Source organism: Actinomycetospora aurantiaca, assembly GCF_037401875.1.
Classification (GTDB): Bacteria; Actinomycetota; Actinomycetes; order Mycobacteriales; family Pseudonocardiaceae; genus Actinomycetospora; species Actinomycetospora aurantiaca.
Genome location: NZ_JBBEGN010000003.1, coordinates 108,711 through 124,053 on the forward strand (window position 1 = coordinate 108,711; position 15,343 = coordinate 124,053).

The 15,343-nt window shown below is 72.6% G+C and carries 14 protein-coding genes; 8 read left to right on the plus strand and 6 right to left on the minus strand.

Annotated features, from left to right (window positions below; translation table 11 throughout):
• Position 1: 1 nt before the first annotated feature.
• On the minus strand, positions 2 to 1,201 hold the full coding sequence (locus tag WCD74_RS08340) for an acyl-CoA dehydrogenase family protein (protein WP_337694378.1): 1,200 nt from the start codon (positions 1,199 to 1,201) through the stop codon (positions 2 to 4).
• 89 nt (positions 1,202 to 1,290) lie between these two features.
• Positions 1,291 to 3,903, minus strand: a complete 2,613-nt coding sequence (locus WCD74_RS08345; RefSeq protein WP_337694379.1) for a LuxR C-terminal-related transcriptional regulator — start codon at positions 3,901 to 3,903, stop codon at positions 1,291 to 1,293.
• A 292-nt stretch (positions 3,904 to 4,195) separates the two neighbouring features.
• Between WCD74_RS08345 and WCD74_RS08350 the strand changes: the two genes are divergently transcribed.
• The 3 genes from WCD74_RS08350 to WCD74_RS08360 are packed head-to-tail and all read left to right on the plus strand — an operon-like array spanning position 4,196 to position 6,261.
• Positions 4,196 to 4,585: a nuclear transport factor 2 family protein gene (locus tag WCD74_RS08350; protein WP_337694380.1), complete on the plus strand. Its 390-nt coding sequence runs from the start codon at positions 4,196 to 4,198 to the stop codon at positions 4,583 to 4,585.
• Positions 4,585 to 5,394 (plus strand): mycofactocin-coupled SDR family oxidoreductase, encoded by an 810-nt coding sequence (locus WCD74_RS08355; protein ID WP_337694381.1) that lies wholly within the window; start codon positions 4,585 to 4,587, stop codon positions 5,392 to 5,394. Before WCD74_RS08350 ends, WCD74_RS08355 begins: the two co-directional genes overlap by 1 nt.
• Before the next feature lie 15 nt (positions 5,395 to 5,409).
• Positions 5,410 to 6,261, plus strand: a complete 852-nt coding sequence (locus WCD74_RS08360) for a mycofactocin-coupled SDR family oxidoreductase (RefSeq protein WP_337694382.1) — start codon at positions 5,410 to 5,412, stop codon at positions 6,259 to 6,261.
• 76 nt (positions 6,262 to 6,337) lie between these two features.
• On the opposite strand, the gene WCD74_RS08365 is transcribed toward WCD74_RS08360, so the two are convergent.
• The 3 genes from WCD74_RS08365 to WCD74_RS08375 form a co-directional block, all read right to left on the minus strand.
• Positions 6,338 to 7,225 carry a crotonase/enoyl-CoA hydratase family protein gene (locus tag WCD74_RS08365; protein WP_337694383.1) on the minus strand — a complete coding sequence of 296 codons (888 nt, stop codon included), beginning with the start codon at positions 7,223 to 7,225 and terminating at the stop codon, positions 6,338 to 6,340.
• A gap of 134 nt (positions 7,226 to 7,359) precedes the next feature.
• Positions 7,360 to 7,854 (minus strand): SCO family protein, encoded by a 495-nt coding sequence (locus WCD74_RS08370; protein WP_337694384.1) that lies wholly within the window; start codon positions 7,852 to 7,854, stop codon positions 7,360 to 7,362.
• Positions 7,851 to 9,320 (minus strand): linalool dehydratase/isomerase domain-containing protein, encoded by a 1,470-nt coding sequence (locus WCD74_RS08375; protein WP_337694385.1) that lies wholly within the window; start codon positions 9,318 to 9,320, stop codon positions 7,851 to 7,853. Before WCD74_RS08375 ends, WCD74_RS08370 begins: the two co-directional genes overlap by 4 nt.
• A gap of 109 nt (positions 9,321 to 9,429) precedes the next feature.
• On the opposite strand from WCD74_RS08375, the gene WCD74_RS08380 reads away from it, so the two are divergent.
• The 3 genes from WCD74_RS08380 to WCD74_RS08390 are packed head-to-tail and all read left to right on the plus strand — an operon-like array spanning position 9,430 to position 12,660.
• Entirely contained in the window at positions 9,430 to 10,944 is a 1,515-nt protein-coding gene (locus tag WCD74_RS08380; protein ID WP_337694386.1) for a class I adenylate-forming enzyme family protein, read from the plus strand.
• Positions 10,945 to 10,975: 31 nt separating this feature from the next.
• Positions 10,976 to 12,070, plus strand: a complete 1,095-nt coding sequence (locus WCD74_RS08385; protein ID WP_337694387.1) for a GAF domain-containing sensor histidine kinase — start codon at positions 10,976 to 10,978, stop codon at positions 12,068 to 12,070.
• Positions 12,064 to 12,660 carry a response regulator transcription factor gene (locus tag WCD74_RS08390; protein WP_337694388.1) on the plus strand — a complete coding sequence of 199 codons (597 nt, stop codon included), beginning with the start codon at positions 12,064 to 12,066 and terminating at the stop codon, positions 12,658 to 12,660. Before WCD74_RS08385 ends, WCD74_RS08390 begins: the two co-directional genes overlap by 7 nt.
• 48 nt (positions 12,661 to 12,708) lie before the next feature.
• Here the strand turns inward: WCD74_RS08390 and WCD74_RS08395 are convergent, their stop codons facing one another.
• A complete protein-coding gene (locus WCD74_RS08395) occupies positions 12,709 to 12,909 on the minus strand; it encodes a hypothetical protein (protein WP_337694389.1) in 201 nt (66 codons plus the stop codon).
• Positions 12,910 to 13,390: 481 nt separating this feature from the next.
• On the opposite strand from WCD74_RS08395, the gene WCD74_RS08400 reads away from it, so the two are divergent.
• Both WCD74_RS08400 and WCD74_RS08405 read left to right on the plus strand, forming a co-directional pair.
• Positions 13,391 to 13,807, plus strand: coding sequence for a PEP-utilizing enzyme (locus tag WCD74_RS08400; RefSeq protein ID WP_337694390.1), 417 nt, complete (start codon positions 13,391 to 13,393; stop codon positions 13,805 to 13,807).
• Between the two features lie 50 nt (positions 13,808 to 13,857).
• Entirely contained in the window at positions 13,858 to 15,288 is a 1,431-nt protein-coding gene (locus WCD74_RS08405; protein ID WP_337694391.1) for a hypothetical protein, read from the plus strand.
• The last annotated feature ends 55 nt before the right edge of the window (positions 15,289 to 15,343 follow it).

Consider the following 15,343-nt stretch of genomic DNA (forward strand, 5'->3'; position numbering starts at 1 on the left):
CTCAGTCCTGCGTCACGTAGGTGGGCAGGATCGCGTCCGCGGCCTCGACGAGGGTCATCGGCTCGACGAGCAGGTGCTGGGCGCCGACGGAGATGTCGCGTAGGCAGCGCCCGAGGACGCTGGGGTTCCGGATCGACGCGCTGCCGCCCCAGCTGTAGGCGAAGGTCACCACGTCGCGTGCGACCTGCTGGACCCATGTGGTGACCTGGCGCAGCCGCGCCCGCTGCTCGGCGGTGATCTCCTGCCCGCTCACCGCGGTGGCCTCGGCGTCGGCATGGGCGTCGTAGACGTAGCGGCGCGCGGCCTGCAGCAGGGCCTCGAAGGTCATGAACTCCCGCCGGAACATCGGGGAGTCGCCGACCACGGTCGCGTACCCGGGACGGGACTTCGCCGAGGCGATGCGGGCGATCTCCTCCAGCGCGCGCTGGGCGATGCCGAGGGCGACCGGCGCGTGCCCGCCGACCCCGATGCCGAGCAGGCCCAGCCGGAAGACCGGCTCGGGTCGGGTCGGCACCGTCGAGAAGGTGTCCATGGTGTGGGCCTCGGGGACGAAGAGGTCGGTCACCGCGTAGTCGTAGCTGCCGGTGCCCTCCATGCCCATGACGTCCCAGCCGGCGAGGAACTCGACCTCGTCGCGCGGGACGAAGGCGACCCGGCACACCGGGCCGCCGTTCGCGTCCAGCTCCGGGGTGCCCTCGTCGGTCTGCACGACGAAGCCCGCGCCGATCCAGGACGCGTGCCCGGTGCCGCTGCCGAACCCGTACCGGCCGGTGACGCGGTATCCGCCCTCGACCCGCCGTCCGGAACCCGTCGGCAGGATCATCCCGGCGGTGATCCCGCGCTGCGCGCCGGCGAAGAGATCCCGGGCGCCCTGGTCGGACAGGAAGCCCGCCGCGATGCCGGTGCTGAAGGCGTTCGACATGACCGCCCAGCCGACGGACCCGTCCGCGCGGGCGAGCTCCTCGACCATCTTCAGGGACTCGACGATCCCCAGTCCCGCACCGCCGAGCTCGCGCGGCACCAGCGCCCAGAAGATCTCCCGCTCCACCAGCGCCTCGACGACGGGACGGGTCAGCGTGCCGCCGGACTCGATGGCGTCGGCCTCGGAGTCGATGAGCGCGGTGAGCGAGCGGGCCCGGGCGGGGTAGTCGCCGGGCAGGTCCGCCCCGGTGAGGTCCGGTGCGGCGAGGGTGTCCGTCATCTGGTGCTCTCCGTGATCCTGGTCTGCGGTGACCTGGACCACGTTCCGCGCCGCGGTGTCCCGGTGGGACCGGGGGACCACGTGGTCCGTCACGTGGTCACGCGGGTCCCCGAGGCGATCGCGGCGACGAGCTGGGTGCGGTTGTCCATGCCGAGCTTCTGCAGGATGTGCTCGACGTGGCCCTCCACGGTGCGGTGGGAGAGCACGAGCTTCGCGGCGATCTGCTTGTTCGACAGGCCGTGCGCGACGTGGGCCGCGACCTCCCGCTCGCGCCGGGAGAGGCCGGTGAGTCCGGGTCCCGAGGGACGGTCGTCCCGCTCGGGGGCGCTGGTGCCGGCGGCGAACGCGGTCAGCTCGCCCAGTGTCATCGCCGCGCCGCGTCGCTGGCAGGCGGCGAACCGCGCGGGCCCGAGCTCGCGGCTCACCCGGCGCACGAACCGGGACCGACGCTCGATCCAGGCCTCGGAGCCGTAGAGCTGCTGCCCGAAGGCACCCCAACGTGCCGACGAGGCGCCCAGCAGCACCGCCGCCCGCTCCGCGGACCCGGCGCCGGCCTCGGCCCACCCGAGCAGCTCCAGGGCGAGCGGGGTCCCGACGGCGTCGGCGAAGCCGGACTGGAGCCGCAGGCTCTCCCGGGCGGAGGCGGCGGCCCGGTCGTAGTCCTCCCGCCCCAGCGCCACCAGGCCCTCGCCGTACACCGCGTAGGAGAGCATCCACGCCTCGCCGGCGTCCTCGGCGACGTGGCGCACCGTCGCGAACAGCTCCGCGGCCTCGTCGGTGCGCTCCGCGAAGCACGCCAGGAGCCCCAGGTGCACCCGCGCGGTGCACGGCAGGTCGACGCGGGTCGCCGGTGCGTCCTCGTACCGCGCGACGGCGTCGAGGAGCAGCTCGCGGGCCCGGGAGAGCTCGCCGTCGTAGAACGCCGAGAGGCCCTGGGCGTTGAGCGCGAACGACGCCGCGGTCGGCTCGCCGACGTCGTCGGCCAGTTCGGGAACGCCCGCGAGACGCTCGGCGGCCGCGGCGCGGTCGCCGATCAGCACCTGCACCATCCCGAGCGTGGCGAGGGCTCGCACCCGCTGACCGGGCGTCAGGCCGGGCGAGACGAGCAGGCGCTCGAGCCAGACGACGTGCTCGGCGGAGGAGAACCCGCACGCCCACAGGAACCAGGGGCCCGCGAGGAGGTCCGTCGCGGCCGCGAGGTCGTCGGTGCCGGGGGCGAGTGCGGCCTGGAGGGCGGCGCGGACGGTCGGGAGGTCGGCCTGGAGCCGGGCGGCGACCTCGGCCTGGCGGACGGTCATCCAGTCCGCCACCGAGCGCTCCACCAGGTCCCGGCACCAGGCGACCAGCCGCGCGTCCAGCGCGGCGCGGTCCGCCTCGGTGAGCGCCGCCTGGCCGTACTCCCGGATCGGTTCCAGCACCCGGAACCGGACCCGACCGCCCACCTCGACGCGGCGCAGCACGGACTTCCCGACGAGGTCGTAGAGGCAGTCCAGGACGGCGGCCTCGGGGAGATCCTCGTCGGCGCACACGGCGGCGGCCATGCCGGCGTCGAAGCCGCCGGCGAACACCGAGCAGCGTGCCCACATCAGCCGCTGCTCCTCGGAGCACAGCTCGTAGCTCCATCCGATGGCGGCCTCGAGACTCGCGTGCCGCTCCTGGCCGCGGCGGGACCGGCTGGAGAGCAGGGTCAGCCCCCGGTCGAGCCGGTCGGCGAGCTCGCGCAGCGACAGCACGCGCAGCCGGATGCAGGCCAGCTCGATGGCCAGCGGGATGCCGTCCAGACGACGGCAGATCCGGCGGACGTCGGCGGCGTCGGCGGGGGTGGGGGAGAAGTCGCTGAGCACCTCCCGGGCCCGGCTGACGAACAGGGCGACGGCCGTGTCCTGGTCGTCGTCCTCCCCGCCGACCGGCAGCGGCTCGAGGAACTCGACGTCCTCGCCGGGCAGGTCCAGCAGTTCCCGGCTGGTGACGAGGATGCGCAGGCGGGACGTCGAGCGCAGGAGGAACTCCACGAGCTCGGCCGCCGCGTCCCGCACGTGCTCGCAGTTGTCGAGCACCAGCAGCAGCTGGGCGTCCCGGACGTGGGCCGCGACGGCGGTGGCCGCCGACCCCCCGTGGTGGACCAGACCGAGGGCGTCGACCACGGCCTGCCCGACGAGCGCCGGGTCGCGCAGCGTCGAGAGCTCCACGAGCCGCACGCCGTCGGTGAACGCGCGCCGGTACTCGTGGGCGGCCTGCACCGCGAGCCGCGTCTTCCCGACCCCGCCGGGTCCCGCGATCGTCACCAGCCGGTGCCGGCCCAGGCGGGCGCGGACCGCGGCGAGCTCGGGGCGGCGCCCGATGAAGTCGGTGGCGAAGCAGGGGAGACCCGGGGCAGGGGTCCGCGGCCCGGCCGGGGAGGCGTCGTCCCGGCGGAGTGCGGCGACGCGGCGGGCGAGCGTGGTGCGGGAGCGGTCCCAGCCGATCCGGTCGGCGATCTGCTCGACGGTCAGGCCGGGGGACTCGTGGAGCAGGTCGCGGACGACGTCGTCGTAGGCGTCGGCGGTCGAACCGCGGCGGGGACGGTGGTCGGGCGGGGGCTCGGAGAACGAGAGCGCGCGGCGCACGGTGTTGCGCGACATCGTGAGCGTCGCGGCGATCTGCTTGATCGGCGTGCCCTCGGCGTGCAACCGGCGGATCTCCGTCCACTCGTCCGCGTTCACGTCCCCTCCCCGGGGCCTCGTCGTCGAGGTGAGCACGGTCACGATGCGAGAGGCGGAGCACGAGGGTCAAGGCGGTCGACGTCCGGGCGCGTGGAACCACCCGGGTGCGGGGGTCAACATCGACCACGCCGGCTCCCCGGAACCCGTGGACCCGGCTCCCGAGCTGGGTGGGCGTGCGCGCGGGGCGGACCACGTGGAGCGACGGTGACGGCGGCCCCCGGCGCCGCTCCACGATCACCGCCGACACCGGCCGGCTCCCCGCCGACCGGGCGCCGACGCGGAGGTTCCCCGGATGTCGAACGCCCAAGCCCTGACCGACGCCTTCGCGGCGGCCGACCGCGGGGACGCCGGCCCGCTGCTCGCCCTGCTCGACGACTCGATGACGTGGGCCGGGTTCACCCTGGACGGGACGCAGGCGGTGTACTCCAAGGAGGAGTTCCTCGGCGCGTTCGGCGTGCTCGCGAAGCTCGACGAGTCCCGCAACGAGGTGACCTGGACCGACGAGACCCCGGAGGGCCTCGTCGTCGCGTACGTCCAGATCTACCGGCGCCTCGGGGACGACGTCCTCGACGTCACCATGGTCACCAGCTTCCAGTTCGTCGACGGGCGGATCCTCCGCGCCACCGACCTGTGCCCGCCGTCCTTCGCGCAGTACTGGGCGAAGCTCGGGATCAGCGCCTGATGGGCCGCCTCGAGAACAAGGTCGCGCTGGTCACCGGGGCCGCCCGCGGGCAGGGCCGCTCGCACGCGGTGCGCTTCGCGGAGGAGGGCGCGGACATCGTGGCGGTGGACGTCTGCGCCCCGCTGGACACCCCGTACCCCGCGGCGACGCCCGACGACCTGGCCGAGACCGCCGCCCTCGTCGAGAAGACCGGCCGGCGGATCGTGACCGCCCAGGTCGACATCCGCGACCTCGACGGCCTGCGGGCGGCCGTGGACGGCGCCGTGGAGACCCTGGGACACCTGGACGTCGTCGTCGCGAACGCCGGCATCTGCATCCCCGCCGAGTGGGACGCGGTCAGCCCGGAGCTCTTCGAGCGCACCTGCTCGGTGAACGTCACCGGCACGTGGAACACCGTCATGGTGTCCGCGCCGCACCTGGTCCGCGCCGGCGGCGGCTCGATCGTGCTGGTCAGTTCCGCGGCCGGGATCCGGGTGCAGCCCTTCCTGGTGCCCTACACCACCAGCAAGTTCGCGGTCCGCGGCATGGCCAAGGCGTTCGCCGTCGAGCTGGGCGAGCACCACATCCGGGTCAACAGCGTCCACCCGTGCGCGACGGCGACCCCGATGGCCGACGAGTCGGTGCTCGGCATCCTCGGCCCGGCGCTGGAGGCGCACCCCCGACTCGCCGGGATGTTCACCAACATCCTCCCGCTCGAGCAGGCGCAGCCGGAGGACCAGACGAACGCGGTGCTCTTCCTCGCCTCCGACGAGTCCCGCTTCGTCACCGCCCACGAGCTGGCCGCCGACGCCGGCGTCACCGAGTACTGACCGGAGAGGACCGACATGGGACTGCTCGAGGGCAAGGTCGCCCTGATCACCGGGGCCGCCCGCGGCCAGGGTCGCGCGCACGCCGTCACCTGCGCGCGGGAGGGCGCGGACGTCGTGCTCGTCGACGTCGACTCCGAGGTGAGCGCGACGACCTACGGGCTCGCCACCGCGGACGACCACGCCGAGACGGTGAAGCTCGTCGAGGAGTACGGGCGGCGGGCGGTCGACGTCGTCGCCGACGTCCGCGACCAGGCCGCGCTCGACGCCGCCGTCGCCCGCGCCCTCGCGGAGCTGGGTCGCATCGACATCGTCATCGCGAACGCCGGCATCCACTCGTTCGGCCCGTTCTGGGAGCTCGACGACGCCGCCTGGGACGACATGGTCGGCACGAACCTCACCGGGGTCTGGCGCACGGTCAAGGCGGCGACACCGCACCTGATCGAGCGGGGCAGCGGGTCGGTGGTGGTGACGGCGTCGGTGAACGGTCTCGAGGCGACCGCGGGGTTCACGCACTACGTCGCGGCCAAGCACGGCGTGATCGGACTGATGAAGAACATGGCCGTCGAGCTCGCCCCGCACGGGGTGCGGTGCAACGCGATCGCGCCCGGCGCCATCGACACCCCCATGACCAACCACCAGCAGTTCTGGGACTGGTTCGCGGGGCGTGAGGGCGGGACGCAGGACGAATGGGTCGCGGGCGGCCGGCACTACGGGGTGCTGCAGGGGACGACGTTCCTCACCCCGCAGGTCATCGCCGACACGGCGCTCTACCTGAACTCCGATCTCGCCGCGCACGTCACCGGCGTGACGATTCCCGTCGACTCCGGGCACCTGCTCCTGCCCGGGTCGAACCCGGCAGGGACGTGATGTGCGCTGCGCGCCGAGGCGATGCGCTCCGGCGTCGTCGAGCTCGGCGTGCTCGGCGTGCTCGGCGACGTGACGATCACGGCCGTGGCCGTCCTCGAGGATGTGAGAGCGGCCGCCCGTCGATCGTCGTCAACGCCCGTGACGAGGTCCCGGCTGGCACCTCGGCGTAGGTCGGCGGCCGCTTCTCGAATTCCGCGGTGACGGCCTCGACCTGGTTCGGGCTCCCGATGAGCGCGCCGATCTCGGCCTGCTCGGCGGCGAAGCCGGTGGCGAGGTCGACCCGGCCGGCGAGGTCGAGCAGGCGCTTGGCGGCCCGGACGGCGTGCGGGCTGCGCGCGGCGATCTCCCGGGCGAGCGCGAGGGCGGCGGCGTGCGGGTCCGGGTCGGTGCGGGTGCACAGCCCGAGCCGCACGGCCTCCTCGCCGTCGACGAAGCGGCCGGTCAGCGTCAGCTCCTTCGCGACGTCCCGGCCGACGAGCTCGGGCAGCACCTGCGTACCGGTCATGTCCGGGACGAGGCCCCACCGCGTCTCGAGCACCGACAGCCGCGCGTCCGGGGCGACGATGCGGAGGTCGGCGCCGAGCGCGATCTGCAGCCCGCCGCCCAGCGCGTTGCCGTGGATCGCGGCGATCACCGGGACCTCCAGCTCGGCCCACATCCACGCCGCCCGCTGGCCGGTGGCCTGCGCGGGCCCGCTGTCGGGCGGGAGCTGCGCGGACGCCGAGAGCCGCTCGCCGCCCGCCATCGCCCGGAACGAGCCGAAGTCCAGCCCGGCGCAGAAGTCCGGTCCGTCGCCCGAGAGCACCACGACCCGCACCGAGGGGTCGCTCCGCAGCTGCTCCCCGGTGCGCACGATCGCCTCGAACATCGCGGGGTCGAGGGCGTTGCGCTTCTCCTGGCGCGCCAGACGCACGTCGGCGACGCCGTCGACGACCTCGACCCGGACCCGCTGCTCGTCGCTCACGCCCCCATGGTGCGCTCCCTGCATCGATCATGATCCGGGGATGGGTCCGCCGGCGCGGGTCGCGGGGCCACGATGCCGGATTTCCTGGCGTCCAGTGCAAGCAGTGACGCATTGCCGGCACGGGACGTGCCGACTCACGCGGCGAGCGCACTCCGGAGGTCGGCGGTGATCGTCTCCGCGTCAGCGGTGTCCGGCCAGTGGCGGACCCACCGGCCGTCGGGGTCGACGAGGTAGGTCATCGCGGTGTGCGGGACGCCGTAGCCGCCCGGGTCCTCGGGGTCCGCGCGGCGACGCGCGAACACCCGGAACGTCACCTTCGCCGCCTCCACCTGCGCGGAGGTGCCCGTCAGGCCCGTGAACCGCGGGTACGAACTCGTCAGGAAGGCCTTCATGACGTCGGGTGTGTCCCGGTCGGGATCGACCGTCACGTAGAGCGGGCGCACCCGCTCCGCGTCGTCGCCCAGCCCGTCGAGGGCGGCCGTCAGCTTCGTCAGCGCCCGCGGGCACACGACGCGGCAGGACGTGAAGCCGAACTGCACGAGCAGCCACGAGCCGCGGTAGGTCCCGGCGTCGACGGGGGAGCCGTGGTGGTCGACCAGGTCGAACCCGATCGCCGTCGGTGCACTCACGGGCGGAGCTCCAGGTCGCGGGCCGGGCCGTCCGGCACCTCGAGCGTCACGCTGCCCTCGGCGGGCACCTCCTGCCCGTCGAGGAACAGCCGCGCGCCGGCGGGCACGCGGTCGATCACCACGGTGGCGTCCGACCCGGAGCGCCGGCGCAGGCGCGCGTGCAGCACCCCGTCGACGACCTCCGCCCGGCTCACCTCGACGTCGCGGCCGACCTCGGTCAGCGCCGGTTCGGCGAAGTGCTCCGGCCCCCACGGCTCCTGGTACAGCCGGTGCAGGCCGTCGGGCACGTTGAGGCGGGCGTAGCCGAGCAGCACGTTGCCGGTCATGGGCTCGATCTCGGTGCGGTTCCCGTCGGCGTCGGTCTTCGTGTCGTTGCGGGGGTAGTGCAGGGCGCCGTCGGTCCAGGTCGGATTCATGAAGCGGTCGGCGTGGGCGAGGATGCCGTCGAGGGTGGCGTGGTCGCCCACCTCGGAGGCCCACGCGGCGACCCAGCCGAGGTCGCAGGTGTCGGTGACGACCTGCTGCCCCATGACCTCCATCGCGGGCGTCGAGCGGACCGAGATCGTCCCGTCGGGGCCGGGGATCAGGAAGTCGGCGACCTGGCGCGGGTAGTGCTCGTGGACGAACTCGCGGTTCCAGGTGTTCATCAGGGCGCCGCACCAGGCGTCCACCCACGGGGCCTGCAGGGCGTTCGGCCGGACGACCTTCGAGTCCTCGAGGATCATCTGGTTGTAGTGGCCGGTGTCGTCGAGCCGCCCGAAGTCGGCCCAGGCCTGCTGGTAGCCGGCGACGACCTCGTCGGCCCGGTCGCCGCCGGTCAGCACGTCGTGCAGTCGGAAGCCGAGGATCGCGGGCTGGTTGCAGATCTGGAACACGCAGTTCGGCTCGCACGCGATCCCGAGGTAGCCGTTCTGCACCATCTGCCAGTAGAGGTGCTCGTTGAGCGACTCGCGGTCGTAGGAGAACCGCTTCGGCTCGCCGCCCCAGAAGAACGACCAGTGCTCGAAGGAGAGCGCGCCCGGCTGCGCGTAGCGGTCGTCGGCGAACAGGACGTCGTGCAGCAGCGCGCAGGACTGGACGTACGCCGAGTACATGATGTTGTCGCGCACCACCGGGTCCCACTCCTCGTGGTAGCCCTCCGAGAGGTGCGCGTTCATGACCATCCCGCCCCGCGACACGTCCCGCCAGTACAGCCAGACGTCGGGCATGAGCAGCTTCCCGATCAGCCGCTGGATCGTCGGGCGGAAGACGCCGGGTGCGGCCGGCAGCCGGTGGCGGTGGGCGAGCGCGAGCCCGTAGACCATGTAGGCGAGCTGGAAGCGGTAGCTGCCGAAGTCGTCCTCGCCGGCGCCCTTGCCCTGCATGCCGGACCAGTCGTGGGGCAGACGGCGGGACAGGTCGTCCCAGTGCCGCAGGTGCCCCAGTTGCGCCTGGTCGAGCCCCGACGCCGTCGTCGTCACCGTCATGCACCGCGACGGTACGCAGGAGAGCGACGCGCACCACACCCGTTCGGGTGTGCCGCGCCACGCTCCGGCACGGTCGGATGCGCGGGCACATCGCGACGTGGAGGTGACGGTGGACGGTCCCGGGGACATCCTGCGCGCGGTCGGGCCGCGCTTCGGCGACAAGCCGGCGCTGGTCACGGCGACGCGGACGCTGAGCTTCGCCGAGCTCGACGCGCTGAGCGACCGGGTCGCGGCGGGCCTGGTGGCCCGAGGTGTGACGGCGGGCCGCCCGGTCTCGCTGTACGCGCAGAACCGGTGGGAGTGGGTCGTCGCGTACCACGGCGCGCTGAAGGCGGGCGCCGTCGTGAACCCGGTGAACGTCATGCTCACTCCCGAGGAGCTGGCGTTCGTCCTGCGCGACTGCGGGTCGGCAGCGGTGTTCACCAGCGCCGAGCAGGCCCCGACGGTGCTCGAGCTGACACGGGACCTGCCCGAGCCGCTGACGGTGGTGGCGTTCGGGTCGGTGGAGGGCGCGGTCGCCTTCGACGAGCTGCTGGCCTGCGAGGAGCCGACCCCCGCCGTCGTCACGGATCCCGAGGAGCCGTCGACGATCGGCTACACGTCGGGCACCACCGGCCACCCCAAGGGCGCGGTGCAGAGCCACCGGGCGGTGCTGCTCAACTGCGCGCTCACGGCGACGATGCACGGGCGTCGCGAGGACGACGTCGTCGTGACCGCCCTGCCCGCGCCGCACGTCTACGGCAACGTCGTCATCAACGGGACGCTGCTGGCCGGCGGCACCGTCGTGCTCATGGAGCGGTTCGCCGCCGGGGAGGCGCTGCGGCTGATCGGCGAGCACCGCGCGACGCTGTTCGAGGGCGTGCCCGCGATGTACGCGATGCTGCTCGCGGATCCGGGTCTCGCCGACGCGGACCTGTCGTCGCTCACGCGCTGCACGGTGGGCGGGCAGACGATCCCGTTGTCGACGATCGAGCGGTGGCAGACGCGCTCGGGTGCGCCGTTGATCGAGCTGTGGGGCATGACGGAGGTCGCGGGCCTCGGCACCACCCACGCGCTGCACGCACCGCCGGTGCCGGGCTCGATCGGGGTGGCGCTGCCCGGGATCGAGCTGCGCATCGCGGACCTCTCCGACGTGTCCCGGAACGCGCCGACCGGCGAGCCGGGGGAGCTGATGGTGCGCGGGCCGATCGTCATGTCCGGCTACCACGGCAACCCCGAGGCGACCGCCGAGACGATCGAGCCGGACGGCTGGCTGCACACCGGCGACGTCGCGACGATGGACGCCACCGGCCACGTGTTCGTCGTCGACCGCCGCAAGGACATGATCATCACCGGCGGCTACAACGTCTACCCGGCCGAGGTCGAGCGGGTGCTCGCCGGGCACCCGAAGGTCGCGATGGTGGCGGCGGGACCCGTTCCCGACGACGTCCGGGGCGAGATCGCGTGCGCCTACGTCGTACCGGTCGCGGGGTCGGAGCCGACCGAGGACGAGCTCGTCGACTACGCCCGCGAGCACCTGGCGGCCTACAAGCGCCCACGCCTGGTGCGGTTCGTCGAGACCCTGCCGGCGACGTCGACCGGGAAGATCATGCGCCGTGAGCTCATCAAGCAGTTCACGCCGTGACATCACCGTGCCGTCGGCGTTCGATGGGCAGGTGGACCCGACGGAGCTGACGCGCGAGCACGCCGAGCTGGTGGGCCTGCTCGACCGGCGGGCCGCGGTGCGGGCCGCCCTGGACCTGCTGCGCGCCGAGGGCGACGTCGCGTGGGTGGCGGAGCCCGTCGACTCGTCCGACGACCTCGTCCTCGCGCAGCTGGCCGGCGACCGCACCGGGCTGCTCCGCGGGTTGACGGTGCCCCGCGGGCTCGGGCTGACGGGGAAGGTGCACGCGTCTGCGACGCCGTCGTGGGTGGACGACTACCTCGGCTCGGCGGAGATCACGCACACCTTCGACCGGGTCATCGACCTCGAGGGCGTGCAGCGGCTGCTCGCCGTGCCGGTGCGGCGGGACGACCGGGTGCTCGGGGTGCTCGCGGTCGGGGCGCGCTCGGCGGGGACCTTCGGCGGCCGGGCCGCGGAGCGGGCGGAGGCGGTGGCGCACGAGGTCGCGCTCGCGGCGGCGGTGGCCGAGCGGGCGCGCCTGGCGCGGGAGGTCGCGGTCCACGAGGAGCGCAGCCGGATCGCGGCGGACCTCCACGACAGCGTCGGCGCGCTGCTGTTCGCCATCGGCTCCGGGATGGCGGGGTTGAGCGAGGCGGTCGGCGCGGACCCGGAGCTGGCGCGTCGGCTGGCGCGGCTGCAGGACCAGGCGAGCGAGGCGTCGGCGGCGCTGCGCGACTCGCTCCGGACGCTGCGGGCGTCGCCGGCGGCGCTGGAGCTCTCGGTGATGTTGCAGGAGGACTGCTCCGCGTTCAGCGACCGCACCGGCGTGCCGGCCGAGCTGGTGATGCTCGACGACCCGCCGTCGTTGGCGCCGTCGCGGGCCGACGTGGTGGTCGCCGGCGTGCGCGAGGCGTTGCTGAACGTGGAGAAGCACGCGGGCGCCTCGGCCGTCGTGGTGAGCGTGGCGCGGCGGGGCGGTGCGCTGGTGGTGGCGGTGACGGACGACGGCACCGGTCTCTCGGCGGGCCACACCTCCGGGATCGGGTTGACGACGACGTCGGACGCGGTCGGGCGGCTCGGCGGCACCCTGCGCGTGCTGCCCGACCCGCATGGCGGCACGACCTGGAGGCTCGAGCTGCCGTGCTGAGCGCGGTCCGCGTGCTGATCGTCGACGACCACCCCGTCGTCCGCGACGGCGTGGCTTCGCAACTCGCCCGGCACAGCGACATCGAGGTGGTGGGGCACGCCGGAGATGCTTCCGACGCCGCCGTTGTGTGTGCCCGGGAGCGGCCCGACGTCGTGCTGCTCGACGTGCGCTTGCCGGACGCCCTGGCCGCGGACGTCGTGCCGCGGTTGCGGGAGGTCTCGCCGTCGACCCGGGTCCTGCTGTTCACCGCGTTCCCGGAGCACTCGGCGGTGGCGCCGTCCCTGGCGGCGGGTGCGGTGGGGCTGCTGGTCAAGGACGCCTCAGGTGCCGCGCTCGGCGCAGCGATCCGGGAGGTGGCCCGGCACGGGTCCTACCGCGGCGCGAGCGCGGAGGCGGACGCCCCGTTGACCCCGCGCGAGTACGACGTCCTCCGCCTCGTCGCCTCCGGCCACACCAACGGCGAGATCGGCCAGGAACTGCGGTTGTCCCCGAACACCGTGAAGACCTACCTGCACAACGTCATGCGCAAGCTCGACGCCCGTAACCGGGCGCAGGTGATCACCAACGCCCGTGCGCACGGCCTGCTCTGAGGAGCGACGGCCGGCAGGACTGCTCTCAGGCGCTCCGGACCTCCTTGATCAGCGCCTGCCGAGCGGCACCGGCTGCTGTCCCGCCTGCCCGTCGGGGTGTGGCGTCGGTACGGCGAGCAGGAACTCGAACCGCCAGGGGCCGGGCGAGTCGACGTCCTCGAGGAGTTGGCGGATGGCGTGCTCGGCGCTGATCGCCTCGATGTCGTGCCAGGAGTCATGTCCGGTCGAACGGACGCGAATGGAGAACACGATCCCCTCCTTCCTGCTGCCCTTGTCCGGGCGCCGTATCGACGGTTGCAGAACGGCCGAGCCCTCTCGATGGGCCGGACGGACAGCCGACACGAGCTTGCTTGTCCCTGCGGGAGCGATGAGTCCCGTCGCCACCCCCGATCGGGGGTGGCCTCGGTGCTGTGGACGACGCAGTGTTCGTGTCGTGTCTGCCTCGGGTCGTCCCGAAGTCTCCTGCGTGGAGCGCCGGGTGCGGTCGAGGTGAGCGGTGGCTCGGTGCCTTCCGGGGGTGCGGGTCGTCGCTGCGGGACGGCCATGGTCCGCCGTGGCGGCGCCTCCAGAAGGGCCTATCCGAGCCAGACAAGCATGTCGGCGTCTTTTGTCCGCGCTCGCCATCGGCGTCGTACGTGATCCAGGGCACTGTGACCTGAGCAACGCGGCGGGCGGCGGTGGCGCCGAGGGGCGGACGGGCCCGCACATCGACCAGTTCGAGGAGGAACTCATGGCCGACGTCCTGGCCGAGGGCTACAACGTCTTCGACACGCAGAAGTCGCCCGAGGGCACGATCAAGTACCTGTCGTCCCCAGCGGACGTGATCACCCTGATCCAGTCGGGGAAGCTCGCGGAGCACATCCTGCTGGTCCGCGGTGGGACGACCACGTTCCTCGCGCCGGCCCTCTCGATGGGCGCCATCGGCGTGATCACGATGTCCGGGGCGCCGGAGTCGCACCTCGGCATCCTCTCCCGCGAGTTCCAGACGCCCTGTGTGATGACCGCGCACCTCACCAGCAGCGACTCCCGCTACGTCGTCGGCTCCACCGACGAGTCGCACTTCGAGGAGATCGCACGCGAGCTCGACGGCAAGCGGGTGCGGCTCGACTGCACCGACGGCGACACCGGCCGCGTGGTCGCGGCCTGAGCACGGACCCAGACGACACCGAGCCGACGACACGCGACCAGGAGCGGCAGATGACGACCACTGAAGGCAAGCGCGCCACGTACAAGAAGCGCTACGAAGAGGGCGACGAGGGCCTGCGTTTCCAGGACCTCACCTACACCGGCAATTTCGTCGGGATGGAGCCGGTCACCGACGGCATCAAGGGTGACCAGATGATGAAGTCCCGTGCGAAGAGCGGGGTGCTGGAGAAGGTCAGCAAGGAGCACGTCCTCAACGACCAGTTCTCCATCGACGAGCTGAACGACCTCAACAACTACCTCGCCTGGAACATCTGGGACGTGCTCGTCATGCGGGCCACCGAGGGCGTCTCGGGCATGATTCCCCGCCAGGAGTACGAGATCCTGGCCTTCATGCACGAGTTCTACCGGTGGCCGGAGCTGCTGGCGATGACCACCCGCGAGGTGGGCGCCCAGGGCGTCATGGACATCGGTGCCTCCGCTCGCCGCGAGATCGGCACCAAGGTCAACTCGGTGCACGACTGGTGCATCGGCGCCGTCGGTTTCGGCATGGGCCGGTGCGGTCTGCTCGCCCTCGAGGCGATCAAGCCCGACGAGTACGTCCAGGAGTCGAACGAGATCCTGAAGTTCATGCAGCGCGTGCTGTGGGGCAAGCGCCAGGACGGCTACATCCTCAACTCCCAGGACCGGTACCGCGCCCGGATCCACGACGAGGACTTCCTCCAGACGCTGACCGCCCAGGTAGAGCCGATCGAGCACGGCAGCCCCAAGCACTCGGCGTTCACGCAGTTCAATGCCGCAACCGAGCTGCTCGCCTTCCTGCACCACTACGACAACCGACTCGGGCTGGGCGACACCGGCCCCTACGAGCTGCCCGACGGCAACCTGCTGATCCTGCGCGACCTCTTCGTCAACGAGGAGATCTACCACTGGTCCGACGTCAGTGAGGACGCAGGCCTGCCGCACGCTTACACCCTGGCGATGGTCATCGATCCCGAGAAGATGGGGCTCGAGGAAATTCGCGTCAACGACATCTCCACCACCTTCACGCGCCCGAAGAACTACATCGAGGCGATCATCGGCGGGGCGGTGTTCGCCCGGGAGAAGTGGAACACGCCGATGGGGCAGGTGTACCCCATCAAGATCGACGACCTGGGCGACCACCTCGGTCGCGTGCAGACCGCGACGCTGAAGCTCTACACGAAGACGTCGAAGATGTGCCGCCGCGACCTCATCTGGAACGGCCAGTACGTCTACTACATCGACATGATCCTCCCGCACATGCGTAAGGCCGGAACCTACGAGAAGGCCTGCCGGGACTACGACCTGTGGGAGATCGACCAGCGGGTGGCGAACTACTACTACGACATCACCAAGCGCGGCTTCGCCCAGGAGACGGTGCCCTCGAAGATCTTCTCCGGCGCCGGCTATCTGCCGTTCCCGGAAGGCACCGACCTCCACCGGTCCAAGTACCGGGTCCTGTAACGAGCCGCATGGTCCTGCGAGCGCCGGGTGCCGCGAGGCGACACCCGGCGCTCGC